This is a genomic window from Fundidesulfovibrio butyratiphilus (assembly GCF_054657235.1).
On record NZ_BAAHXA010000004.1, the window covers coordinates 13,239 to 38,236 of the forward strand.

26 protein-coding genes are annotated in these 24,998 nt (G+C 64.3%); 24 read left to right on the forward strand and 2 right to left on the reverse strand.

Annotated features, from left to right (window positions below; genetic code table 11):
- Nucleotides 1-16 precede the first annotated feature (16 nt).
- The 24 genes from ACYQ01_RS19455 (at nt 17) to ACYQ01_RS19570 (ending at nt 23,415) form a co-directional block, all read left to right on the forward strand.
- On the forward strand, nt 17-433 hold the full coding sequence (locus ACYQ01_RS19455) for a hypothetical protein (protein ID WP_459933925.1): 417 nt from the start codon (nt 17-19) through the stop codon (nt 431-433).
- Nucleotide 434: 1 nt separating this feature from the next.
- Nucleotides 435-635: a TraR/DksA C4-type zinc finger protein gene (locus ACYQ01_RS19460; RefSeq protein ID WP_459933924.1), complete on the forward strand. Its 201-nt coding sequence runs from the start codon at nt 435-437 to the stop codon at nt 633-635.
- Between the two features lie 3 nt (nt 636-638).
- Entirely contained in the window at nt 639-1,007 is a 369-nt protein-coding gene (locus ACYQ01_RS19465; RefSeq protein WP_459933923.1) for a DUF2730 family protein, read from the forward strand.
- The gene (locus tag ACYQ01_RS19470) at nt 1,004-1,300 is read left to right on the forward strand and encodes a VpaChn25_0724 family phage protein (protein WP_459933922.1); all 297 of its coding nucleotides are present in this window, start codon (nt 1,004-1,006) and stop codon (nt 1,298-1,300) included. Before ACYQ01_RS19465 ends, ACYQ01_RS19470 begins: the two co-directional genes overlap by 4 nt.
- Nucleotides 1,301-1,311: 11 nt before the next feature.
- Complete coding sequence (locus ACYQ01_RS19475) at nt 1,312-1,851, forward strand: phage protein Gp27 family protein (RefSeq protein WP_459933921.1); 540 nt, start codon at nt 1,312-1,314, stop codon at nt 1,849-1,851.
- Nucleotides 1,848-3,221, forward strand: a complete 1,374-nt coding sequence (locus tag ACYQ01_RS19480) for a terminase large subunit domain-containing protein (protein ID WP_459933920.1) — start codon at nt 1,848-1,850, stop codon at nt 3,219-3,221. The genes ACYQ01_RS19475 and ACYQ01_RS19480 overlap by 4 nt, the downstream gene beginning before the upstream one ends.
- The gene (locus tag ACYQ01_RS19485) at nt 3,221-4,816 is read left to right on the forward strand and encodes a DUF935 domain-containing protein (protein ID WP_459933919.1); all 1,596 of its coding nucleotides are present in this window, start codon (nt 3,221-3,223) and stop codon (nt 4,814-4,816) included. The genes ACYQ01_RS19480 and ACYQ01_RS19485 overlap by 1 nt, the downstream gene beginning before the upstream one ends.
- Entirely contained in the window at nt 4,803-6,116 is a 1,314-nt protein-coding gene (locus ACYQ01_RS19490) for a phage minor head protein (protein WP_459933918.1), read from the forward strand. Before ACYQ01_RS19485 ends, ACYQ01_RS19490 begins: the two co-directional genes overlap by 14 nt.
- A gap of 343 nt (nt 6,117-6,459) precedes the next feature.
- On the forward strand, nt 6,460-7,587 hold the full coding sequence (locus tag ACYQ01_RS19495; RefSeq protein ID WP_459935449.1) for a phage protease: 1,128 nt from the start codon (nt 6,460-6,462) through the stop codon (nt 7,585-7,587).
- On the forward strand, nt 7,584-7,958 hold the full coding sequence (locus tag ACYQ01_RS19500; protein WP_459935450.1) for a hypothetical protein: 375 nt from the start codon (nt 7,584-7,586) through the stop codon (nt 7,956-7,958). The genes ACYQ01_RS19495 and ACYQ01_RS19500 overlap by 4 nt, the downstream gene beginning before the upstream one ends.
- A gap of 9 nt (nt 7,959-7,967) precedes the next feature.
- Nucleotides 7,968-8,900: a hypothetical protein gene (locus ACYQ01_RS19505; protein ID WP_459935451.1), complete on the forward strand. Its 933-nt coding sequence runs from the start codon at nt 7,968-7,970 to the stop codon at nt 8,898-8,900.
- 14 nt (nt 8,901-8,914) lie between these two features.
- Entirely contained in the window at nt 8,915-9,133 is a 219-nt protein-coding gene (locus tag ACYQ01_RS19510) for a hypothetical protein (protein ID WP_459935452.1), read from the forward strand.
- The gene (locus ACYQ01_RS19515; RefSeq protein WP_459935453.1) at nt 9,134-9,562 is read left to right on the forward strand and encodes a gp436 family protein; all 429 of its coding nucleotides are present in this window, start codon (nt 9,134-9,136) and stop codon (nt 9,560-9,562) included.
- A gap of 11 nt (nt 9,563-9,573) precedes the next feature.
- On the forward strand, nt 9,574-10,098 hold the full coding sequence (locus tag ACYQ01_RS19520; RefSeq protein WP_459931792.1) for a phage virion morphogenesis protein: 525 nt from the start codon (nt 9,574-9,576) through the stop codon (nt 10,096-10,098).
- The gene (locus ACYQ01_RS19525) at nt 10,098-10,550 is read left to right on the forward strand and encodes a phage protein Gp37 (protein ID WP_459931793.1); all 453 of its coding nucleotides are present in this window, start codon (nt 10,098-10,100) and stop codon (nt 10,548-10,550) included. The genes ACYQ01_RS19520 and ACYQ01_RS19525 overlap by 1 nt, the downstream gene beginning before the upstream one ends.
- A gap of 12 nt (nt 10,551-10,562) precedes the next feature.
- Nucleotides 10,563-11,711 (forward strand): phage tail tube protein, encoded by a 1,149-nt coding sequence (locus ACYQ01_RS19530; RefSeq protein WP_459931794.1) that lies wholly within the window; start codon nt 10,563-10,565, stop codon nt 11,709-11,711.
- A gap of 26 nt (nt 11,712-11,737) precedes the next feature.
- On the forward strand, nt 11,738-12,262 hold the full coding sequence (locus ACYQ01_RS19535) for a hypothetical protein (RefSeq protein ID WP_459931795.1): 525 nt from the start codon (nt 11,738-11,740) through the stop codon (nt 12,260-12,262).
- Nucleotides 12,263-12,496: 234 nt separating this feature from the next.
- The gene (locus ACYQ01_RS19540) at nt 12,497-18,115 is read left to right on the forward strand and encodes a coiled-coil domain-containing protein (protein WP_459931796.1); all 5,619 of its coding nucleotides are present in this window, start codon (nt 12,497-12,499) and stop codon (nt 18,113-18,115) included.
- The gene (locus ACYQ01_RS19545; protein ID WP_459931797.1) at nt 18,112-19,005 is read left to right on the forward strand and encodes a hypothetical protein; all 894 of its coding nucleotides are present in this window, start codon (nt 18,112-18,114) and stop codon (nt 19,003-19,005) included. Before ACYQ01_RS19540 ends, ACYQ01_RS19545 begins: the two co-directional genes overlap by 4 nt.
- 80 nt (nt 19,006-19,085) lie before the next feature.
- On the forward strand, nt 19,086-20,270 hold the full coding sequence (locus tag ACYQ01_RS19550; protein ID WP_459931798.1) for a hypothetical protein: 1,185 nt from the start codon (nt 19,086-19,088) through the stop codon (nt 20,268-20,270).
- A gap of 3 nt (nt 20,271-20,273) precedes the next feature.
- Nucleotides 20,274-20,960 carry a LamG domain-containing protein gene (locus tag ACYQ01_RS19555; RefSeq protein WP_459931799.1) on the forward strand — a complete coding sequence of 229 codons (687 nt, stop codon included), beginning with the start codon at nt 20,274-20,276 and terminating at the stop codon, nt 20,958-20,960.
- A gap of 11 nt (nt 20,961-20,971) precedes the next feature.
- Complete coding sequence (locus ACYQ01_RS19560; protein ID WP_459931800.1) at nt 20,972-21,511, forward strand: DUF4376 domain-containing protein; 540 nt, start codon at nt 20,972-20,974, stop codon at nt 21,509-21,511.
- Nucleotides 21,512-21,513: 2 nt separating this feature from the next.
- On the forward strand, nt 21,514-22,437 hold the full coding sequence (locus ACYQ01_RS19565) for a patatin-like phospholipase family protein (RefSeq protein WP_459931801.1): 924 nt from the start codon (nt 21,514-21,516) through the stop codon (nt 22,435-22,437).
- 213 nt (nt 22,438-22,650) lie between these two features.
- Nucleotides 22,651-23,415, forward strand: coding sequence for a DNA adenine methylase (locus tag ACYQ01_RS19570; RefSeq protein WP_459931802.1), 765 nt, complete (start codon nt 22,651-22,653; stop codon nt 23,413-23,415).
- Here the strand turns inward: ACYQ01_RS19570 and ACYQ01_RS19575 are convergent.
- Together ACYQ01_RS19575 and ACYQ01_RS19580 are read right to left on the reverse strand one after the other, a co-directional pair.
- Complete coding sequence (locus tag ACYQ01_RS19575; protein WP_459931803.1) at nt 23,412-23,852, reverse strand: hypothetical protein; 441 nt, start codon at nt 23,850-23,852, stop codon at nt 23,412-23,414. The two genes, ACYQ01_RS19570 and ACYQ01_RS19575, sit on opposite strands and share 4 nt — an antisense overlap.
- Before the next feature lie 9 nt (nt 23,853-23,861).
- Nucleotides 23,862-24,791, reverse strand: coding sequence for an amidoligase family protein (locus ACYQ01_RS19580; protein WP_459931804.1), 930 nt, complete (start codon nt 24,789-24,791; stop codon nt 23,862-23,864).
- Nucleotides 24,792-24,998 lie beyond the last annotated feature (207 nt).

Consider the following 24,998-nt stretch of genomic DNA (forward strand, 5'->3'; position numbering starts at 1 on the left):
TACAACAGGTGACCCCATGTACGACATCAAACCTTGGTATCGATCGACCGGCGTGGTCGGCGCGCTCATTGTGCTGGCCGGCGCGTGTCTCAACCTGCTGGGCATGCATGTGTCCAGCGAAGACCTGGTCTTGCTCTGCCGGGAGCTGACGACCCTGGCCGGGGCCGTGGGCGGCGTCATGGCCTTGATCGGCCGGCTCAAGGCCACGGCCGCCATCGGCAAGCCGGCGCTGATCACCGGGAGCTACGTCGGCGGCGCGCTGGAATCCGTCGATCCGCCCGCCGGGCCGTATCTCGCTTCCGTGGCCGAGCCCATTCTGTCCGTCCGGCCCGAAGCGCCGCCGGTGCAGGCCCCGCCCGCGCCGCAACCCGCGCCCGCGCCCCAGCCGGCCCCTGTCGCTCCGGTCCCGGCGGGCAGTGATGGATGCTTGTGACATGGCTCAAGAGGCGGAACGCGTCTACCTGGCCCAGGCTCTGGCCCGCGCCGGGCAGGCCGCCCCCCGGCAGAGTCAACGCACGCGCGCCGGCCGCGTCGTCTGCCTGGACTGCGGCGAGCCCATCCCGGCCGGGCGGCTGGCCGCCGTGCCTGGGGCGTGCCGGTGCGTGGGATGTCAAACCGAATACGACGAGGGGTAAACAATGGAAGAAACAACGCTCAAGTGGGCGAGCATCATCGTCCCCTGCGTCGTACTGGTGTTCCAGAGCGTGTTGGCGTGGGCCAGCTGGTCGATGAACAAGAAGTTCGTGCCTAGCGAAGAGTGCGCCAAGTGCCGCGAAGAAATGAGCGGCCGGGTCGCCAAGGCCGAAACCACGCTCACCTGCCTGGACTCCCGGCTGGAGCGCCTGCCCTCGGAAAGCGACATCCGGGCGCTTTCCGCCAAGCTGAGCGAGCTTGGCGGAAAGATCGACACGTTGTCGGCCCGGATCGACGGCCAGGAACAGGTCATGGAACGTGTTGAACGCCCGCTCAATCTCTTGATGGAACACCATTTGCGAGGTGCGTCGTGAATCAGTTTGCCGCGCTCGTCAGCGAGGACCGCCGTCTGGGCATCCTGCGCTTCCTGGCGGAAGACAAAGGGTTTTCTCTCAACACCAGCGTATTGCAAGACGCCTTGTGCGCCATCGGTCACACCGTGAGCCGCGACGAGGTACACACTTTGGCCGCCTGGCTGGCCGAGCAGGGGCTTGTGGAACTGGAAAAGGTCGGTCCCGTGACCGTGGTCAAGATCACCGCGCGCGGCGTGGACGTGGCCTCCGGTCGGGCCGAGCAGCCGGGCGTGAAACGTCCGATGCCCCGGTAAACGGGGTAAACATGGCTCGCAAGTCCACCGTGAAACAACTGCCCAAGGCGGTTCAGGAGAGCATCCACCGCCTGTTGGATTCCGGGCGTACTCTCGACGAGATCGTCCAGCACCTGGACGCAATGGGGGCCAAGGTCTCGCGTTCGGCGCTTGGACGCTACGCCCAGAACTACGAAGAAGTCGCCAAGAAGCTTCGGGAAACCCGCGATATCGCCACGTTCCTGGGCTCGCGCCTGGACGATCTGCCCAACAACGTGGGCCGGATCACCACGGAGCTGCTCCACAAGCTGCTGTTTCAGGTGACGCTCAAACAGTTGGACGCCGACGATCCCGATGTGAGCGCCCGCGACCTGATGGCCCTGGGCAAGGCCCTCAAGGACACCATCATCGCCACCAAGACCAGCGCGGACATGGAGCTGCGCATCCGCGAGGCGGCCCGCAAGGAAGTGGAGGCCGAGGCCAAGCAGAAGATGGGCGAGGCCGTGGGCACGGGCAAGCTGGACGCCGAGGCGGCCGAAGAGGCGCTTCGCATCCTGGGGTTTGGCGGATGAGCGACACCCTGCTGCATTTTCATCCTTACCAGATGGCCTGGAAAAACGACCAGGCCCGGTTCAAGATCGGCATGCTCTCCAGACAAATTGGCAAGACCTTCACCACCAGCGCCGAGATCGTGGAAGACTGCATCCGGGCTGAGATTGAAGGCCGCCGGGTGCGTTGGGTCATGCTGTCTCGGGGCGAGCGCCAGGTCAAAGAGACCGTGGAAGAGACGATCAAGCCCTTCACCAAGGCGTTCTACCACGTCTATGGCGCGCTCAAGGGCGCGCCGGTGTTCGAGGAGCAGAAGTTCCACACCGGCGGCGACGTGGCCTACCTGGCCCAGGAGGTCAAGTTTCCGGGCGGCTCGCGCATCACCGGCCTGCCGGCCAATCCCGACACGGCGCGCGGCTATTCGGCCAACGTCTACCTGGACGAATTCGCCATCCACGACAATTCCCGCGAAATCTGGAAAGCCCTTTTCCCGGTAATCTCCAAGAACGGCTTGCGGTTGCGCATCACCTCCACGCCCAACGGCAAGGACAACAAGTTCTACGAGATTTGGTCGGCCAACGACAATGTCTGGAGCCGCCACCGCGTGGACATCCACGAGGCCGTGCGCCAGGGCCTGGACCGCAACATCGCGGAGCTGCGCGCGGGCCTGAACGACGAAGAGGCCTGGGCGCAGGAATACGAGCTGCAATTTCTGGAAACGTCCTCGGCCTGGCTGCCCTTCGACGTGATCGTTGGCTGCGAGCATGCCGACGCGGGCCGGCCGGAACTCTACACCGGCGGTCCGGTCTACATCGGCAACGACATCGCGCGCCGTCGCGACCTGTGGGTGGCCTGGGTCTGGGAACTGGTGGGCGACGTGCTCTGGACGCGGGAAATCAGCGTGCTGCACAACGCCCCCTTCCACGTGCAGGACGCGGAGATGGACCGTCTGGTCAAAAAGTACCGCATGCTGCGGCTCACCATGGACCAGACCGGTATGGGCGAAAAGCCGGTCGAGGACATGCAACGGCTCTACGGCGCGGACCGTGTCGTGGGCGTGCTGCTTTCCGGCGCGACCCCGCTCAACGTGGCCACGGCTGCCAAGCAGGCCTTCGAGGACCGCCGGGTGCGCATTCCGGCCGGCGATCCCGTTCTGCGCGACGATCTGCACAAAATTCAAAAGGTGGTCGGCCCCACCGGCGCGCCGCGCCTGGTGGCGGACCGGGACGGCAACGGCCACGCGGATCGTGCTTGGGCTTGTTTTCTGGGCGTGGCTGAAGCGTTTTCGAGCTTCATGGAGTACGGCTACATGCCGGCCTCCAAATCCGAAGAGCACTGGCTGAACCCCATGTCCGGCCTGGGCCGGTCCAGATTCGGCAAAGGAGCATTCTGATGGCGACGTACCTCTATGACGCACGGGGCAACCTGGTGGACACGGGGGCCTTGAAAGAAGACGTCGCGGCCCCGGACAGGTTCGACTTTCGGCCCGTGGTGTCGGGCCACCCGGCCCAGGGCCTCAACCCCCAGCGTCTGGCCTCGATCCTTCGGCAGGCCGAGTACGGCGAACCCTTGAGCTATTTCGAGCTGGCCGAAGAGATGGAAGAAAAGGACCTCCATTACAGAAGCGTCCTGGCCACCAGGAAAAACCAGGTGGCGGGCTTGGAAATCACGGTCGAGGCCGCAAGCGACGATGCCCAAGACGTCAAGCGCGCCGACTTCATTCGCGACTGGCTCCAACGTGACGAATTACGCCTGGAGCTGTTCGACATTCTGGACGCCGTGGGCAAGGGGCTTAGCCTGGTGGAAATCCGTTGGGACACCACGGGCAAGCAGTGGGTCCCGTCCGGGCTCGAATGGCGCGATCCCCGGTGGTTTCTCTTCAGCGAGCAGGACGGCGGCACGCCGCTTCTGCGTTCCGTGGCCGGCCCGAAGCCGTTGCCGGCCTACAAGTTCATTCGGCATGAGCACAAGTCGAAGTCGGGGCTGGCCCTTCGCGGCGGTCTGGCCCGCGCGGCCTCCTGGGGTTACCTCTTCAAGAATTTCGACGTGAAAGCCTGGGTGGCGTTCGCAGAGGTCTACGGCGTGCCGGTGCGCGTGGGCAAGTATGGCCAGGGCGCCAGCGACAAGGACAAGCAGGTACTTCTGGAAGCGGTCACTAATATCGCCAACGACGCGGCGGCCATCATTCCGGCGTCCATGGCCCTGGAGTTCGTCGAAGCCAAGATATCCGGCAACCTGGACCTGTTCGAGCGCCTGGCCGAATTTCTGGACAAGCAGATTTCCAAAGCTGTTTTAGGCCAGACCGGCACCACGGACGTGGGCCAGCACGTGGGCACGGCCAACGCCCACGAACAGGTGCGCCAGGACATCGAGACAGCCGACGCGGTGCAGCTTTCGGCCACGCTCAACCGCGACCTGGTCAGGCCGATGATTGACCTGAACTTCGGCGCGCAAAAGCTCTATCCCCGAGTGAAGATCTTCCGGCCCGACTCCGAGGACATGGAGAAGGAGGCGAAGATCCTGGCCACCCTGGTTCCGCTCGGCCTGCGGGTTGAGGAATCCGTCGTCAGGGACAAGCTCGGATGGCCCGACCCCGCCCCGGACGCCGTAACCCTGCAAACCCAGCGGACGGAAACCCCTCTCCAGCCTATCCCCGAGCCAGGGGCTTTGCCTGTCGAGAAACCCGGTAAAGCCCTACAAAGCGCGGTCCATTCGGCCGCGCCGCCCGCGCCACCTTCCGACGCCATCGACCAGGCCGTGGCCGAAGAGCTGGGCGACTGGCAGCCGCTGGTCAAGCCCCTGGTGGACCCGATCCAGGCGCTGCTGGAAGACTGCTTATCTCGCGGCCAGGATCTGGAGACCTTCCGCCGCCGCCTGGCCGAGCTGCCGGCCAAACAGGACCCCTCGGCCCTGGCCGGGCATCTGGGGGGCATGCTGTTCAAGGCCCAAGGCCTGGGCGAAACCGGAGAAGACCTTGACCTGGTTTAAGCCCCAACCCTTCCAGGAGGCGGTCGACTCCATCAAGGCCCGGGGCGCATCCCTGCCGCAGACGTTTGGCTGGCAAGACATGTGGCAGTCCGCCCACGCCACGGGGTTTACCGTGGCGAAAAGCGCCGGCTTCGACATCTTGAAGGACATCCACGGAGCCGTGCTCAAGGCCCAGGAGTCGGGTCTGACCCTCAAGGAATTTCAGGCCCAGCTCACCCCCATCTTGCAAGCCAAGGGCTGGTGGGGCCGCAAAGAGGTCACGGACCCCGCCACGGGCGAAAAGGTCATGGCGCAGCTCGGCAGCCCGCGCCGGCTGGAAATCATTTACGATACCAACCTGCGGGTGAGCTACGCGGCCGGGCGCTGGGCGCAGATTGAGCGCACCAAGGCCCGGCGGCCGTACCTGCGCTACGTGGCCCTGCTGGACGGGCGCACCCGCCCTCAGCACCGGGCCTGGCACGGCACCATACTGCCCGTGGACCATCCCTGGTGGCGCACGCACTACCCGCCCAACGGCTGGCGTTGTCGATGCACCGAGCAACAGCTTTCGCAACGAGACCTGGACGAATTCGGCTACCAGGTGAGCGACGATCCGCCCCCGGACGAGATGACGCCCTGGACCAATAATCGCACCGGCGAGGTGACGTTGGTGCCGAAGGGCATCGATCCGGGCTGGGCGTACAACCCGGGGCAGGCGGCCGTCGAAGAAAACGCGGCTCGCGCGCTCATGGGCAAGATTGTCAACGCCACGCCCGACCTTGCCGCCGCCCAGGCGGCGAGCGCCCGGTTCGTGGCGCCGGCGCTCGAACGTGAGTTGGGCACTTGGATCGAGGACGTGGCCAGATCAGTGGAGGGCGGCGCGCCCATGACCACCGGCGACCGCCGGGTGGTGGGGGCGCTCGATGACCAGGTCATCGCCTACCTGCGGGGCAAGGGCTACGAGCCTGACAGCGGGGCCATCACCCTGAGCGACAAGGACGTGACGCACATGTACCGCGAAGCCAAGCGCGAACGCGGAGACACCTTGTCGATCGGGGAGCTTTCGCGGCTGCCTCGCGTGCTGGCCAACCCCAAGGCGATCTTGTGGGACAAGGAGCGCCCCGGTCTGATTTATCTTTTCGACCAGGGAGAGGGCGCGGGGAAGGTGGTGGTGCAAGTCGATTACGCCACGAAAGTCCGTTCACCGGAAGGGAAGCGCGTAGCGATCAAAACCAACAATGCCCGTTCGGCTCGCATTGTTGATCGAATCAACACCTTCGAGAACCAAAGCGCATACGACTTGATAGAAGGGGAATTGTGATCGACCGCCCAGGTGGTGCGCCACTTCCACCGAGGGACATCCTGCTCTGCGACAGGGCAGCCCCAGCCGGGAGCGATATGCCGGCCATTCTGGGCGGTCAGATAGGGCACTCTTCAAATAAGCCCTGTGGGCGCTCCTGACAAGCCCTCCCGGCCCGTTCATCGTCCGAAACCGGTAAACGCGCGAGTAAACGGCATTCTGGCGAAATGCGGGGCATGCCCTCCCGTCGGCCAGGGTTGCCCTGGCGCGCCATGAGCGCTACACAGCAATAACGCCACAAAAAGGATGCCCCGGAAAACTTTCCGGGTTATCCCCTTCGTCCTCCCGTCCTAGACCTGCCCTCATGCAGAGGGAACTCCACGCCATCCATTCCATGGAACTGCCCGCCGGCGTCGCGCCGGACTGGGTGCAGCTATTGCCGGCCGGCACATTCGCGGGCCGCGACGGCCGGGGGCCGTACGCCCTTGGCGACGCCCAAGCCGTCATCGCCGCCACCATGGCCCATCAGGCCGGGGCGGACCTGCCCATAGACTACGACCACCAGATTTATCGCTCCGAGGCCAACGGTCGTCCGGCCGTGGCCGCCGGCTGGATCACGGAGTTGCAGTCCCGGTCCGACGGTATCTGGGGCCGCGTGGAGTGGACCGTCCGAGCGGCCGAGCACCTCAAGAACCGCGAATATCGCTACCTGTCCCCCGCTTATGTCCACGATCGGGACGGGAACGTCCTGCGCATCGAGGGCGCGGGGCTCGTCAACAACCCCAATTTGGAGCTGACGGCGCTGGCCAGCCAGCTTCCCGGAGGGAACAACGTGAACAAGCTCCTCGAAGCGCTGGCCAAAGCCATGGGGCTGCCCGAGGATGCGACGGAAGAAACCGTCGTCACCCACGCCAAGGCTCTGGTGGCCGAACGCGCCCAACTGGCCGAGCTGGCCAAGGTTTTTGGCGCGCCCGACGGCTCCACGCCCGAGCAACTCGCGGTCCATGCCAAGACGGCCATGACCGGTCTGGCCCAGGCTCTGGGAGCCGCCGAAGGCTCCACCCCCGAGCAGCTCGTCGCTCACGCCAAGACCGCCACCGGCGAACCCGATCCGGGCAAGTACGTGTCGCTGGCCGTGCATAACGTCCTTGCCGGCGAGTTGCAGGGCCTCAAACGCGAGCGCGACCAAGAGAAGGCCCAGGCCGCCGTGGGTCGGGCCAAGGCCGCCGGCAAGCTGATACCGGCGCAGGAGCCGTGGGCCTTGGCCCTCGCCTCCAAGAGCCTGGAAGATTTTTGCGCCTGGGAAGCCGGCGCTCCCGTGGTGATCGAGCCCGGTCGGGTCGCCCCGGTCGGACAGCCTCGGAGCGGCGGAGACGACGCCGGCAAACTGGCCGCCAGGATCACCGCATACATGAATCAGCAACGCAAGGACGGCCGCGAAATCGGCTACGCCGACGCCCTGGCCGAACTGCGCGAAGGAGGCCAACAGTGAACCCCGGTCTGACAAAAACCTATGTCGCGCAAGGCGATGTCCCGGCCCGCGCCATCGTCAAGGCGGGCTCCGAGCCCGGCACTGTAGCCGTGGCCACGGCGTCCACCGACGCCATCATCGGCGTATCCGAGCGTCTTGCCGTGGCCGACGGCGACCGCGTGGACATCATCCACTCCGGAATCGTCGAGGTGGTCGCGGGCGGCACGATCGCCTTTGGCGAGTATTTCACCGCCAGCAACGCCGGCGTCGCCGTCGCGGCTTCTCCGGCCGCCGGGGTCAACGCTCGCGTTGGTGGAGTGACTTTGCAGTCCGCCACGACCACCGGCGACATCATCGATACCCTGCTCATCCCGATCCGGGTCCAGGGTTAAGGAGGCACCATGTCCGTCACTCCTTTCCAGTTCCTTCCGGAACTGACAGCCATCGCCATCGCCTATCGCAACCAGGCCCTTGTCGCGGACCTGGTGCTCCCGCGCGTCACCCCGGTGAGCAAACAGGTGTTCAGTTACCTGCTGTGGGCCATGGCCGAAGGCTTCACCATCCCCGACACCAAGGTGGGCCGCACGAGCGAACCCAACCAGGTGGAGTTCACGGCCCAGCTGCTTCAGGCCTCCACCGTGGACTACGGCCTGGACGATTTCATCCCCAATGCCGACCTCGAAAACGCCCCCTCGAATGTGGATCTGCGGGCCAAGGCCGTCGAGGGGCTTTCCGACCTCATCGCCCTGGACCGCGAGGTGCGCGTGGCCAGCCTGGTTTTCGCCCTCAATACCTACCCGGCCGCCAACCGGACCACGCTTTCCGGGACCAGCCAGTTTTCGGACTTCACCAACTCCGACCCGCTGGCCACCATCATGACCGCCCTCGACACCCCGGTGGTGCGCCCCAACGTGATGGTCATCGGACGCCCGGCCTTCTCCGTGTTGGCCAGGCATCCCAAGATCGTGGGCGCGGCCCTGGGAAACTCCGGCACGTCGGGCGTCGCCAAGCGCGAGGACATCGCCAGGATCTTCGAGCTGGAAGAAGTCGTGGTGGGCGAAGGCTTTCTCAATAGCGCCAAGCGCGGCCAGGCCGTGTCCATGTCGCGGGTTTGGGGCAAGCACATTTCCTTGATTTCGCGCAACCGGCTGGCGGACGCCCAGCGGGGCACCACCTTCGGCATGACCGTGCCCTGGGGGGACCGCGTCGCCGGGACCATCGACGAACCCAAGCGGGGCCTGCGCGGCGGCATAACCGTGCGCACGGGCGAATCCGTCAAGGAACTGATTACCTGCCCGGACCTCGGCTACTTTATCCAGAACGCCGTGGGCTAAACGAGGACAGCGACATGAAATACACCGTGAAAGACCGCCTCGAACACAATGGCAAGGTCTACGAGGCGGGAAGCGCCGTCGACCTCGACGAAAAGGCGGCGGCCCCTTTGGTCGCCGTGGGCGTGTTGGAGCCCGATCCCGACGCCCCCAAGGCCCCCAAGAAGCCTGGAAAGACCGACGACACCAAGGCCGGCCCCGAGGGCGGCGACCCCGCGCCCAAGCAGGGGGCCTAAGTGTACGTCGACCTCCAAGGAATGAAAGAACGCTACGGCGAGACCGCCTTAATTCAGCTCACGGACCTGGCCAGCCCCCCCACGGGGGCTGTTGTCCAGGCCGTGCTGGACAAGGCCCTGGCCGACGCGGCCTCGCTGATCCACGGCTACGCCCGGTCCGCCGGCTACGAGGTGCCTTTCGGCTCCCCGGCTCCGGACCCCGTGCCGCAATGGCAGGCGGACATCGCATTCTACCTGCTGCACCGTGGCCGCCAGCCGTCCGATAGCTTGGTCAAGGACTACGACCGCGCCCTGGCGCAGCTGCGCGACCTGGCCGCCGGGCGAATCAAGTTGCAAGCGGCCGGCGTTTCGGCCCCGGCCGCCAGCGAAGACACGGTGGTGTTGTTTGAAGGCCCGTCCCGCATGTTTACCGACATGGGAGGGTTCTAGCGGTGGCCGGCGTGATCGAAATCACGGTTGATGACATGGCGGTCAAGGCGCTGCTCGCCAATGTGAGCCAGCGCCTAGGCGACATGTCCCAGGCCTTTGACGACATCGGCTCGGCCTTGCTCCTTCGGGTGCATCGCTCGTTTGAATTTGAGGAAGCGCCGGGCGGCGGGAAGTGGGCTCCTTTGACCTCGTTCGCCCCTCTGTCGGGGAAGCTCCTGCAACGGACACAGGCCCTGCTGAGAAGCGTAAACTACCAGGCCACTCCCACAAGCGTGAGCGTGAGCGTGGGCGGGCCGGGCATTTCGTACGCCGCCATCCACCAGTTCGGCGGGACCACAAAGGCGCACGTGATCAGGGCCAAAAACAAGAAGGCCCTGGCCTGGGCCGGCGGAAAGCATCCGGTGCGCCAGGTCAACCATCCGGGCTCGAAGATCCCGGCCCGGCCCTACCTGTTCGGGGCTGACGGCGATCTGCCGCCGGCCTGGCTGCGGGCCGTGTCCGACATCCTGGGAGATTACCTGGCGGAGGGAGCCTGATGGCCAAACGCAGCCTGCACGAAGTCGAAGACGCCATCCTGGCCGCGCTTTCGCCGCTCAAGGCGGCCTTGGGCGTGCGCCTGGTCGCGCCCTACGGCGGCGAGTTGGAGCCGGATCAGATCGCTCAGGCCATGGCCACGTTCCCCGCTCTGCTGGTGATCTACGCCGGGTCGACCACGGAAAGCCACGGCTCGCGCAGTGAGGCCAGCATGACCTGGACCATAGTCATCGGTGACAAATACCAGGGCGACCTGGTCAAGGCCCGGCGCGGCGACGCCACCACGCCGGGCGTGTACCGGCTGCTGGACGCCGTGCGCCAGGCCCTGGAGGGCAAACAACTCCTGCCCGAGCTGTTGCCGGCCGAGAGCCTGGGCGACTGGTCGCTTTTGCAGGCCGGGGGCGTGGCGGTCCATGCGGACCAATACCGCATCCCTCAACCCTACTTCAAATAGAGGAGACGCCACATGGGCGCGCAACAGTTCAAAATCATGGTGGTGCTGGGCAAGCTCCACAATCCGGGCGAGGAGGTCACTCCCCTGGCCACGGACGCCCTGCGGGTCGACGCGGACGTGGAGTGCGCCCCGGACGGCGAAAAAATCGAACGCAACATTGTGTCGCGGACCTTCAGCAAGGAGGGTTCGCGCATCGGGGCCAAGTCCCAGAAGTTCACGATCAAGCACGAGGCCTGCGGGGCCGGCCTGGACGGGACCGGCGCGCCCCTGCCGCCATATTACGACGGCCCGTTGCAGGCCTGCGGCATGGCCCGGGCCGACGGCCTGCTTTTGCTCACGCTCTCCGACCAGGTCGGGACCTGGACCGTGGGCGAGACCATTTCCGGTGGCGACCCCGTTGTCACCGGCGTGGTGCGCTTCGCCTGCGGCGATCTTTTGGTGCTTGAGGCCGGAGCCGGGGAGTTCGCGGCCGCCGACGCCCTCACCGGCGGAACCAGCGCGGCCACGGCCACGGTGGTGGAAGCGGCCAAGACCTTGGAATACACCCCGGTGACCCAGACCATCGCCCAGCAGAAGTGCATGACGTACTTTTTCCACCGCGACGGCGTGCGAAAGAGGCTGCGCGACGCGCGGGGATCGTGGAGCCTGGATTGCCCCTCGGGCCAGATCGCCAAGTTCACGTTTACCTTCCAGGCCGCCTGGCTCGACCCGGCCGACCAGCCCCTGCCCAACCCCACACTCCCGGACATCGTTCCGGCTGTCTTCACCGACGCCCACGCCACGCTCGGCGCGTTTACGCCTGCGTTTACCCAGCTCAAGCTCGATTTGGCCAACGAGGTCAACCCCCGCAAGAACGCCAACGCGGTGAGCGGCATCTCGGAATACTACATCTCCGGCCGCAACCCTACCGGGTCGCTCGACCCGGAAATGGACGATCTGTCCAACTTCAACCCCTACGCCCTGTGGTCCAGCTCGACCCCCAGCGGTTTGGTGGCCCGCATCGGCCAGACCGCCGGCAACCGCCTGATCGTGGCAGTGCCCAAGCTGCGCGTGACCAGCATCAGCGAGCGCGAGCGCAGCGGCCTGGGGGCCTACGATCTGCCCTTCGAGGCCACGCGCGACGTGGCCGGAGACGACGAATTTCGCCTCTATTTCGCCTAACCCAAATCCGAAATCAGGAGACGCACATGCCCTGCAATTTGACCGCCGATCGTCAGGTGCTGGAAATGATCGACTTGGCCGGCGAAGAGTACAAGCTCTACTACCGCCTGCCCACCAACCCCCAGAGGATGGCGTTCAGCGCCTCGCTTTACACGAAGAGTGGCAAAAAAACCGTTATAAAGAGCAACATCTTCGCCGAAGAGGCGGCCCTGGGAAAGAAGCTCGTCACTGGCTTCAGCGAAAGCTACTTCATGGACGGCGACGATTTTATCAGCTCGAACCCGTCCGAGGCGCACTACCGCGCCAACTGGAAAGACCTCTTGGCTGCGGCCCGTCCGTCGGATCTGGCCGCCGTCGCCCGCGCGGCCCTGCGCCCGTCCCAGGTCTCGGCGGGCGACGAAGACGAAATCGACCTCCTGGCCGGGGCCGAAGGCGAGGCCGACGCCGACGCCGAGGAGGCGACCGAAGAGACCGACGCCCCTTTGTCGAGCAGCTCCGAGGCCAGCTCGAACGATGCACCCCCGCAGACCGACGCGACTGTGAACGCCTAAACGGCGACTGGCTAGCCGCCGCCTGCGCTAAATGCCCAAAACGCTCCGGGGCCAAGCCGTCGCAATACCTGGGCTGGCTGCTCGCCCTGCGCCAGTACCAGCTGGGCGGCCTGGCCCTGGAGCCTGACGATCTGCCCCTGTGGATGTGGGCGGATCTCGGCATGGTCAAGGAAATGATCGACAACCACATGGCTGCCGCCCAGCGCGTCAGCCTGTTTTGAGAGGACCCTCCCCGTGGCCGGCGACAACGTCATCAAGCTCACTGTGACCGTAGATCCCACCAACGCCAATCAGGCGTTGGTGGATCTCGGTCAACAGTTAGTAAACGTCGGCGGCAAGGGCGACACCGGAGCCAAAGTCGCCACGGGCGCGCTGTTGGAGATGGCCCGGGCCGCCACCCAAGTGCGGGAGCTGCTGGCGTCTCTCGGCCAGCAGTTGCAGACCGCCGGGCAACAGGCGGCCAGCTTTGGCGGCGCGGCGGCGAGCGTCAAAGAGCTGGGCGCGGCCGCCGGCAGCGCGCGGGAGGCGATTACCGGCCTGGGGCAGCAGACCAAAACGGTCGGAGAGCAGGCCGGGGGCGTGGACAAGGCGTCGGCGAGCGTCAAGGATTTGGGACAGGCCTCAAGGCAGGCAAAGTCCGAAATGGGGGAGTTGACTTCCTCTGTTGACGTTTTGCGAGACGTGCTGGTCGCCCTGGAGCTCGCCAAAGCATTCCGTGAATTCGTATCAGCCATCCGCGACGCCATCCAGGCTGTTGACGACTACCGCGTGGCCACCATCTCCATCGCCGCGAATTTGACCGACATGAACCGGGGCACTGACGCGGAACTGCGCCAAATTTACGCCCAGAACCTGCGTTACGCCGAGGAAACCTACGCCAAAGTCGAAGCCGAAGCGGCCAAACATTTCGCCAGCGGCAGGGAGATCATAGAAGGCTGGCAAATCCTCACCAACAAGGGGATCACCCTCACCAACGATCGCGACATCGAGAACCTTGGCGTCATTATCGACAAGATCAAGTTGATGACGCAAGGGCAATCCTCCTCCCTCCAGATCGCCCAGGAACTGCGCTCGGTAATCACCGGACAGGCCCGAGCCGGCGACCAGCTCGCGATGCTGCTCAGGGACCGTCTGGGGCCTGAATGGGAAAAGCAGCTAAACGACGCCAGGGAGCAGGGCCGGACGCTCGAGTTTTTGCGCGAGCAGTTTGGCGGGCTCGCGGCCGCCCAGGAGGACGTGGGCAATACCATCAACTCCCAAATGTCCACCATGTCCACAACCATGGACCAAATCAAACGGTCCGGGTTTAAGGAAATGTGGCAGGACGTCGCCGGCACCATCACGACCATAAACCGGCTGCTCGCGGAAAACAAAAGGCTAATCGGCTCGGCCATCGCGCGCACCTATGCCGCCTTCAAGGACGCATGGCAGGCCCTGCCGCGAAATTTCTTGCAAATATTAACCCCGGGCTTTGACCAGTGGCCAGGCGGCCCCAACCTGAAAAAACGCCTTGAGCAAGAGAACGCGGCCAGGACAGAGGAGGAGGATCGCAGGCGTTTGGGCGTCGGCGATGCGCAGCCTGTTGTTACCAACAAGCCCCAAGTTTACCCCGACGGCATATCCAAAGACCGCCAGACCGCGCTGGCCAGGCTGGGCGTGGCGTCGGCGGCCTCTACAGTGGAAAAGCGCTTGGCCTCCGTGGACAAGCAGATCGTCAGCGAATGGGAGCAGACCTGGAAGGATTATAAAGGCGGTCTGCTCACTGAAAATGAGTATTGGACCTGGGTCGGTAAATCTAATTCCTTGAGGGCCAATCGCCGGCAAGAGATCCTCGACCGGGATACCCGCAAGGGGGCCTCTGCCGCCACGGCGGGCGCGCGGGCCGACATCAAGGCCTCCGGCGTCCTCCAGAAGATCGAAGACGAGATCGCCGCCTACGAACAGTCGCTGGGGGGCGACCGGCTGGGCGCGGCCATCGCCAAAATCGAGCGGGAGCACAACCAGGCGCTCACGCGCATTCAAGCGGATCTGGTGGGGGCCAAGGGCGGCGTCGAGGCGTTGCACCAGGCCGAAGCTCGTCTCGGCGACCTGAAGGCCCTCAAGATCAAGGCCGCCGAGCTGGCCGAGTACAGCCGTCAGCTCGACGACGCCGCCAAGCACGAATCTTCGCTATACCGCGACACCTACGGCGCTCAGGGTTCGCAGCTCAAGGCTGACTGGCTGCAAGGGTACAAGCAGTACCTCCAGGAGTTGCAGCAAGGTGGCTACGGGACGGATCTGGCCGATCCCCAGAAGATCGCCACCGCCGAGGAGCGCTGGCGGGCGCACGAACAATTCATGCTTGACGAAGATGTGCGTCGCCTGGGCGAAGGCGGCAAGCTGTCTGACGAGTATTGGGACGCCGAGGGCCGCCGCCTGGACGCCCATCTTGATCAGGTCAAGAAGCACGTCAGCGACGAAAATGCCTTCCAGGTGTACGCCAGCCAGCAGCGCTCCGAACTGCGCCGCAAGGAGCTGGAGGCCCGCCTCGGCTACGAAGATGACTTTCTGGGGTACCTCCGCGACTACCTCGCCCTCGAATTCAAAGCCTACCAGGACGAAACCGCTCGCAAGCGGGCCATGTGGCAGGACATGGCCAAGTCCACGGCGGACTACATCCGCCAGGTCGGCGGCGACGTGCAAACAGGCATCGCCGACACCTTGACCAACCTCTGGGAAGGCAACGCGCAGAAGGCCCGCGAAAGTTGGGCCAACATGTGGACCAACCTCGTGCGCGACACCATCCGCTACGTCACAAGCCTCGCCGCGACGCTGGCGAAAAACGCCCTGCTCATGCCCATCGTGGCCAAGGTGGTGGGCACGGATACAAGCGCACTGCAAGGCCTGACCGGCCTGTCCGCCTCGGCGGATCAGGGGCAGACGTCCGGGAGTGGTTTCTCGTTGTCGGACCTGTTCAAAAATGGCGGGTCCGCCAAGACCACTTACGACATGGTCAACACCGGGGGCACGTGGACCCTCAACACTGGCCAGGCCGAAATGTACGAGACCCTGGTGGCGGCCGGCAAGGAGCCGGCCGCAGCTTGGCAGTCGGCCATGAACCTCGGGCAGGCGTCCTCCACGTCCACTCTCTCCAACATCATGAGTGTGGCCGGTCCCGCCCTGGCCAGTGGGGGAATAGGCTATGCCGCCGGCGGATTCATCCGGCCGGACAACCCGACCGCCAGCTACGTCGGAGCCGGGACGGGCCTGCTCGCCGGCGGTGTGGCGTCTGCCACAGGGCTCGGAGCGACCATCGGCGGCGCGCTCGGCATCGGCGCGGGTTTGGCGGCCACGGGCGTAGGCGCGTTGGTGGCCATCCCGGCGGCCCTGTTGGCCGGGGCGCTCACACCCAATACCGAGACCAGCAAGTGGGTCATTCCGGCGGCCAGCAAGCAGGCGCTGATGTTTGTGGATGGCGAGTTGGTGCCATCCAGCTACGGGACTATAACGACCACGTCCCGGGAGATGTTTGGGGACAGCTCCACCCGCCACTCGACGATCTATTCGCCAGCTGACGCGACTATGGCCACTGCGGAGGCAGAGGCTTGGGAAAAGGCCACAGCTGGGCTTACCGACTTCGCCGACGCTTTAGGGCTGTCAGAGGACGCCCTGAAAGCCTCACAAAAGGGTTTTTCGTGGGACGTTACGGCCATCCCCGAAGGACACGAAGCTGAGGTCTACAGAAATTTGGCCAACGCCATGTCGCAGTATAGCCTGACCTCGCTTGGATTGCTGGATCAGGTGCAGGCCGTCGCCGCTCCCGATGAGGCCTGGATTGATACTCTAAGCCGCCTTAGTTCCGCCATGACGTCCATGGACGCTATCGCCAGGGCGACGGGGTACGATTTCGACGGACTGACGCAGGGTCTGACCAAAATCCAGGCCGCCGACTACGTGTCGCAGCTCTCCGATGCTCTGGGATCTATGGACGCGGTACAGACCGCGCTGGGGTTACTGACAAAGCACACCACCGACGACGCCGGCCTGCTCCAGGCCCGTATTGACCAGTCCACCATGCAGGTGGGTCCGGCCCTGGCTCAACTGGGCACCGATGTCGAGGGATTTTGGTCCGCCATGCAGGCGGCTACGACAAATGGCCCCCTCGACCCAGATATTTTTGCGGCTTGGTCCGAGGCCGCCACGCAGGTGGATGCCATTGACACGCTGGCGGACTCGCTCCAGCAGGTCGAGGCCCAGGCGGACCAGACGGCCACGTCCATGCGGCAATTGGGCCTGAGCCTGGAGGCTCGCGCCCTGACCGCCCACGGTCTGGACTGGCAGGCCTCGCAGGTCTCGCTCCTGGCCCAGCAGGAAGCTGAGCTGGCTCAGGCCCGCCAGGCGGGCTACGACGCCGCCACCATGGCCAGGATCGCCGAGGTGCAGGCCCTGGAGACGGCGGCCGCCATCCGCCAACACCAGGAGGAGGTCGACTCCACTCGCTCCAGTCTGCTCTCGCGCATCGCCTCCGCCACGGGCGACACCATGTACGAGATCTACGCCATGGTGGCCTCGCGGTATCAGGATTACGTCGCGCTGGAGCGCGAATATGGCGAGGAAATCGCCGCTCTGTCCAACGATGCCTACAATGCCGAAATCAATGCGAAATTGGCGGCCATGGCCGAATCCAAACGGCTGGCCGAAGAGAGCTTTCGCTACGATATACAGGCCCGCAAATTGGTCCTGGAAGGCCGCGACCACGAGGCCGGCGCGGTCAAACTGCTCGCCCAGCAGGCGCAGGAGTTTCAGTCCGCCGTGGCCTCGGGCCTGGGAGCCATCGACCTCTCCACCGTCCTGGACGTGCAACGCCAGGAGTTGACCAAATATTGGGATGATTTAGTTGACGATCTCCAAGACGCGGCCGACGCCATCCACAAGACCGTAGTAGAATTGCGGGGCGGGGATCAGTCGCCGCTGTTGCCGGACCAAAAATACGCCATCCTGCGGTCGCAATTCGACGCGGACCTGGCCAAGGGCCTGACCGGCGACCGGGACGCCATCAGCGAGGCGCAATCCCTGGCCACGTCGGTGCTGTCCGCCAAGATGGACGCCACCACCGATCCTGCGGAATACACAAAAGTTTTTAATGAGATAACGTCCGCCCTTGGCTTGCTGGCCGAGGCCCTCCTTGGCCAACAGCAGGCGGACACCATCGCCGAGGCCGAGGCCACCTATCAGCAGGCCGTGCAGCAGGCGAGTCAGGTATTTGCCGCCTCGCTGGAGGGCCAGATCACCCAGGCCCTGGCCTACACCGGGGCGGGAGCCGAGGCCGCCTACCACCTCGGCGATACAAATACCCCGGACGGCTCTCCCACGTGGGACGCCTACCTGCGCTCGCACCCTGACCAGAGGACCAACTACCTGTCGTGGTGGCAACAGTCGTACGGCATATCCGGCGATGGGCAGTACGACGCCTGGTCGATCCTGAGCGGCCTGATCTCGCGCGGCATCACTCCGGCTGGCACCGGCGACCTCTACCAGGCCGCCCTCGACGCCCTGGACAACCTCAAGTCCGTGCGGGGGTATGCCACAGGAACCATTACCAGCGGTCCGGAGCTGGCCATGATCGGCGAGGCCGGCACCGAGGCCGTCATCCCAATGCCCAGCGGCCGGGTGCCGGTGCAGCTGCTCGGCGGCTCCAACGCGGCCGTGGTGGCCGCGATCCGCTCCCTGGAAGCCGCCGTCGCGCGACTTACCGACAAGGTGGGCCAGGGCAACGCCGCGATCAGCTCCAACACACGCGACGTTGTGTCGCTGCTCCGCCGGTGCGGCGGCGATGAGGGCGTGATCACCACGCGTGTAGAGGCCGAGGCATGAGAGTCGGAGCCCCCCGCCCGGTGACACTCCTCTCCACCAACGTGCCGGAGGACGATGCGCCCCCCTATGACGAGGCCATCGAGTACGCCACGGACGCCATTGTCATGGTTTTGGCCACGCATCGCCTCTACCAGGCCCTGCGCACCACGGCCGGCGAGTATCCGCCCGACAACCTGGCTGATGACGATCCGGCCTGGTCTGATTTGAGCGCGACCAACGCCCGCGCGTGCGTGGACGAGTTCGTCGGCACACAGACTGTGCATCCCGAGCTGATCGACATAACCATCGACGCCTCGCGGTGCGACGCCCTGGCGCTTTTTGGTGTCGAGGGACGTACGCTTACGCTGGACCTGGCTGTCGGGGAGACGGTGATATTCTCGCGGACATATCAAGTGCTTCAACCGGTTTATACTGTTACAGATTATTTCTTTAGCGACGCACGATTCACCCGGAACTATTTTGTCCCCTTGCTCGTGAGGGCTCAATCCACGTTGCGCATACGCGTTAACGCAGGCGTTGATGGCACGGCAAAGTTGGGGAATATTGTTCCTGTGCTGTCCGCATCTCTTGGGGACACAGAATGGGGAGTTGAAATCGGTTTCCTTTCCTACAGCAAAAAGAACACGGACACATTCGGACGTACATCCCTGAAAAAAGGGGCGAATAGCAACACAGTCAAGTTCACGGCGGAAATTGAATCATCGATGATAAGTTATGTGAACGGAACTCTTAGTTCTCTTGACGGAATAGCCGCTCTCTACGTCGCGCATAATGAGAACGGATTCGAGCCGGAAGCGCTGATAACGTACGGATTCTTTAACGAATTCAGTATTACAATACCAGGCCCTATACTGTCGACCGTTGAATTTACAGTCATTTGTATCATATAGGAGAGTCAATGACGACCATACCAAAGACATCAACGCGTGTAGATGCTCCCAGCAGAGGCAGCGACAACTTCGAGACTGCCATGGCCGCCGCGCTGACGAATTTCGATACCCTGGCTGACGAGATCAACGCCACGGCGTCCGGCATGGACGCCTTCTCGTTGCAACTCGGCTCGCTCTCCAACCTCATCATTGAGGGCTCCGGCCCGCCGGACGCCGACGCGGGCCAGGACGGAAACTTCTACTGGGACACGGCCCCGGACACGTTCGGCGACATCTATTATCGGTCGGCCGGGGTATGGACCAAAAAAGGCCGCGTCGCCGGGGCTACGTCAATCATTCATGCCGCCGACTCCGGCGCTGCCAACGCCTACGTCATGACTCCAACCCCGACGCTAGGCTCCCTTGATCCTGCTAGACTTTACATGTTTCGTGCGGCCCACGCCAATACCGGAGCGAGCACGCTCAATGTCAATGCTCTCGGGGCCAAATATATTACGGACTCGTCCGGGGCCGCTCTCGCAGCCGGAGCTATTGTCTCCGGCCAGCTCGTGCTCGTCGGATATATGGTCGCCACGGACTCATTCATGCTGTTGAGTGGAGGGGGTTCGTCCGGCGTGACCAACGCCGGAGCCTGGACGACCTTCGAGGCCCTTCCCACGCGCACGAACGACGCCACGTTCGCGGTGGCGGACATCGCCGCGAACCAGGCGATTTTCGCGCCCGGGCGCCCGATCCGGTTTCGGCAAAACGACACCACGTCCTGGGTCTACGCCCTGGTCACGGCCTACAACGCGGGCGTGGTAACCATCGCCGGAGCGCCCTACACGTCCACTATCGGAGCCGATTCGGGGCGCGAGATGCACTCCGGCGACATGGCCCGCCTGGTACAGGAAACTGTCGCCTTTGCCGGACGCTTCGCGGCCGTGGCCACCACCCAGGCCATCCAGGATATGCTTTTGCTCCGGTACGTCTGGACGCGCGGCGCGGCGCATTGCGTGGGCTTCCGGGTGCGCCCGCTGGTGGACGATTCCGGCGCAGACCAGCCCCACGTCAACGTCTCGTGCAACGGCGCGCTGGTCGGGACGGCCAACGCGGGTGCCGGCCTGGCCGTGAGCGATGCGGCCTGGACAGCCACCACCACGGACATCTCCGCGGCCAACGCGGCGATTGGATTTGGTCAGCCGCTCGAAGTGGTTATCGACGCGGCCGGGACCAACGACGACGCGCGCGACCTCACCGTAATCGTCAACCTGGTGTTGGAGTAGATTATGGGTGTGATCGTTTCGCCTCCCAGTCAACGCGGGCGCGATCCCTACACCAAGTTGCTCCTGACCGGCGACGCCGTGGCAGACGCGTCCCTGTCGGGCCGGACCCTGACCAACAACGGCGTCACCGTGATGGACGCCACCGGAACGGACAAGCCGGCCGGTGTAGCCAAGTCGCTGTATTTCAACGGAAGCAGCGCGAAGCTGGCAATTCCGTATTCCGACGACTTCAACTTCGGATCTGGCGACTTTACCCTTGACGCATGGGTATGTCCGTACAACTCTCTGCCAAACAACTATTCAATATTACAGCAATACCTTGATAACAGCAATCGGGTTGACTTCATGATCCTTGGAGGGAATTTTCTTAGATGTCAGCATGAAGTCGGCGGGTCGCAGTATTATGCACAAGGATCTTGCGCCGCTCTGGCAGCGAATACGTGGTCGCATCTGGCATGGGTGCGATCTGACGGCGCGATGCGTATATATAAAGATGGGGTGGCCATTACGTTCAGCGCCGATACACTCGCCGGGAGTGAGCCGTTTTCAGTGTCTGATTCTGCCGTGTATCACATAGGCTACTGGACTGTTAGCTCGTATTATTTTCCGGGCCAAATCGCTAACCTGCGCATCTCCAAGGGCATCGCCCGCTGGACGCACGATTTCACGCCGCCACAACGGGCGTACTAGAGGGGGGAGCTATGGATCGTACATATCAGCATCTAATACAGATGGACGGGACGTACCTCGTGCAGGAGGTCCGCGCGGACGGCCTGACGCGCATCGTGGCTGCGGCTCACCCTACCTATCTGGCCTGGCTGGCGGCTGGGGGCGTGGCCGAGGAGGTGGCGTACGTGGTGCCGGAGCCGCTGAGCCTTCCTGACGCGCGTTCGACGCGCAAGGAAGATGTGGCTGCCCTGCGTCGGCAGAAAGTGGACGGAGGAGTCCTGTACCAGGGGGCGCTCATCGGTACGGATGACGACGATCGGGCCACCCTCCAGGGGGCCGAAAGCTATCTGGCAAAGAAGCCTGCGGGCGCGACCGTCAACTGGCGGGCCAAGGGCGGAACGACATGGATCGTCCTGGATCTGGTCGCCGTCCAGGCCCTGGGAGTCGCCGTCGGCGATTTCGTCCAGGCCTGTTTCGACGCCGAAAAGATCCACTGCTCGGCCCTGGACGCCCTGGCCTCGTCCGAAGAGGTATTGGCATATGACATTTCGACAGGCTGGCCGGAGGCCTGAGCGTGCGCATCCTCTCCATAGACGGCGGAGGCATCAGGGGCCTCATCCCAGCCCTTGTCCTGGCCTGTATCGAGCGACTGGCCGGCAAACCCATGCACCAGCTAGTCGACCTGGTCGCCGGAACAAGCACAGGTGGCATCATCGCGGCCGCTGTGGGCGCGGGCATCCCCATGGCCACGGTGGCCAGCCTCTATCTCTACCACGCCCGCTCCATCTTCGCGCGGCCCCTGGCGCACCGTATTGCCTCCCTGGGCGGTCTGGTGGACGAGCAATACCCGGCCGATGCCCTGGAGGACTGCCTCCAGGGCATCTTTGGCGACAAGCGCCTGCGTGACTGCACAATCCCCACGCTCGTCACCAGCTGGGACCTCGGGATGGGGGCAGCCGTCCTGTTCAAGTCGACCAAGGCCCAGACCGACAAGGGCCGGGACTACCTGCTGCGCTCTGTCTGCCGGGCCACCAGCGCCGCCCCCACCTATTTCGAGCCGGCGGTCGTCAAATCGGCGGATGGCGTCATGCGCACCCTGGTCGACGGCGGGGTTTGCGCCAACAACCCAGCCATGGTGGCCCTGATCGAGGCCTACAAACTCGCTCCGCACGCCGACGTGGCCCTGCTCTCGCTGGGCACGGGGGCGCAGCCCTGCGGCGTCGCGCCCAGCGAGGCCAAGAGCTGGGGCCTGATCCGCGCGGCCCGGCCGGTACTCGATCTGCTCATGGCCGGTCCCACGGACATCGTGGACTACCAGTGCCGCACCGTCCTGGCCGACCGCTATCACCGGCTGCAAGCCATTTTGCCCCGCCCCATGGCCATGGACGCCACGGACTCGGACAGCCTGGCCCTGTTGGAGGCTCAGGCCCTGCGCATCACCGAAAGCGACGATTTCGCCAAGGCCCTCGCGGTTTTGGGAGTAGTAAACGCCGACTGACCGGCGTTTACCGAGCTTCTTTGACAACGGCCGCCCCGGCGGCCTTTAGGATGGGATGGAAAGGAAGTGGAGGAGGCGGGGTGCTACCAACACCCCACCGACCCGGCGGGCAAACGCCGGACCACGGCCGTAGCCGCTCCTCCCGCCCAATCGCGCGCGGGCGGTAAACGAGGTAGCAGGCTGCGGCAAGCCATGTAAAGAAAGGGTTTTGAGTTGAAAGGACCATTATGTTGGATCGGCGGCAAGTTTCGCCTGGCGAAACAGATCGTCGCCCGGTTCCCAGAGCATGTGACATATTGCGAGGCTTTTGCTGGCGGCGCTCATGTGCTGTTCCGCAAAGAGCCCTCGAAAGTGGAAATCATCAACGACGCAAACCGCGACCTGGTCTCTCTGTTCCAGGTGTTGCAGAACCACCTGGAAGAGTTCGTGCGCCAGTTCCGCTGGTGCCTGGTCAGCCGGGGCTGGTGGGACGACTGGACCGAACAGCTCAAGGTCGGCGGCCTCACTGACATCCAGCGCGCGGCCCGGTTCTACTATGTGCAGCGGCTGGGATTCGGAGGGAAGGTGTATGGCCGGACGTTTGGCGGCGGACCGACTCAGGGGCCGCGCATCAATCTGCTGCGCCTGGAGGAGGAGCTGTCGGACGTGCATGTCCGTCTGACGCACGTTCGCATCGAGAACCTGCCCTACGGCGAGTTCATCGCGCGCCACGACCGGCCTGAGACACTTTTCTACCTTGATCCTCCCTATTGGGGCGTCGAGAACTACTATGGCAAGGGGTTGTTTGGCCGGGACGATTTTGCGCGCCTGGCGCAGCAACTTGCCGGCCTGCAGGGGAAGTTCCTTCTGTCGCTCAATGACACGCCCGGAGTGCGCGAAACGTTCGGCGCGTTTTCGATCGGCACCCTGGCCACGAAATATAGTTGCGCCAGGACCGAGGCCAAAACCGTGCGGGAGGTGCTGATCAGCAACTACTAGCCGGCCTCACGCGCGGCGTCGCGGAGCGCCTGCACCCCGTCAGGGGGCAGGCGCTTGAGCAACTCCACCACGGTCTCAAGCAGGGCCGGGGCCGGTCGCACGCCGGTGGCCCAACGTGTAACGGACACCGGGGAAACCTTCGCCCCGGTCAGGTGTGTCACAATCCGGCAGAGGTCCACATGGCGCAGGCCGAGGCTGCGCAAGTCGTCAGCGAAAGCCAGGGCCACGTAACCGCCGGCAATAAGATCGCGCACATGCCCGGCCACATCATCCGTCCGGACGATGGCCCCGTTGTAGGTGAGCGCTCTCTGGGCGCTGGCTGTCATCCAGGCGTCCAGCGTGGGTTCAGGTAAAAACGAGGATTGCCAGAGCTGGTGGGCAAGCTCCTCCAGGGAACCGGCCCGAAACCGCTTGCCGTCCAGGGTCACAAACTGCATCGGGTCCTCCTAGGCGGCCAGAACGGCCGCCCGGTTGCGGTAAAAGCGTTCAACGGCCGGGTCAACTCCCCGGTAAACGTGGTCGTCGGCAGCGCCGGCCGTGGGGATTGCGCGGTAGCGCTTCTCGGTTCCTTGCCGGGTAAGCTCGATCCGAACCCCGGCCTGGCGCAACCGGGTAACGGCGGCCCGCAGGGTGTGAGGTTGCCAACCCGTGGCGGCCTGGATCTCGGCGACCGTAGATCCGGCCTGAATCAATTCCCAAAGCAGGCGTTGCGATCCGGTCAGGCGAGCGGGCTGGATTGCCTCAAGGAGTTCCGAGGCCGAGGCTTCCACAAAGGCGTCCAAGAACCGGACCCAATTGATGGCCTTGGGGGCGTTCACCGTGCCGCTGTGCTGGCGAAATTCCACCGTGCCGTGGCGCTGGTAGCTCTGCAAGTTCACCTTGTAGTACCGGGAGCCTTGGGCGGCGACCAACCCGGAAATCGTGGTGGCCTGGCGGAAGGAAGGGGAGGCGACCAGGTCTGCAAGCGTATTGCAATAATGGTTGGAGGCTCCCCGACGGCTGGGGGGCATGAAGGCGTCTATCTCAGCCTCGAACATGGCGTAACGCAGAACGAGGTTCTTGAGGTGGTCGGAGGTGAACCCGCTGGCGTCGAAGTGGATGTGTAGGCCGCAGGTCTTGTTGATGGTGGCCCCGGCGTCGTCCAGGGCGGTTATGACCGTCCGAAGCTCTTCAATACCCGCCTCTCCCTCCAAAACCGGGCTGACCACCTCGAAACCGTCGCGGACCGAAGAATCGGACACGATCTTCCAATGGGAGCGCGCCGTGTGGTTGTAGGCTTCGCGGGTTACGGTTATCCCCACCAGGGTGAGCACCCGTTCGACCCGTTCCTGCGCAATTCCCGCGATCTCAATTTCAACCCCAAAGCGCCGTTCCATCTCGTTTTCTCCTTCCCGCGTTGCGTTGAAAAGACCTTCGCTCTGGTGCGGGGAAGAGTCAACATAAATTAACCAATGGTTAATTTATTTCGGACGAAAAACATGGGGTCTCGCGCACGCGCGTAGCAAGCCAAATGCCAACGCCGCCGGCCCCCCTGCCGGCGGCGTCAAAACTAAATGTCGCGAAATGCAAAACTAAATGTCGCG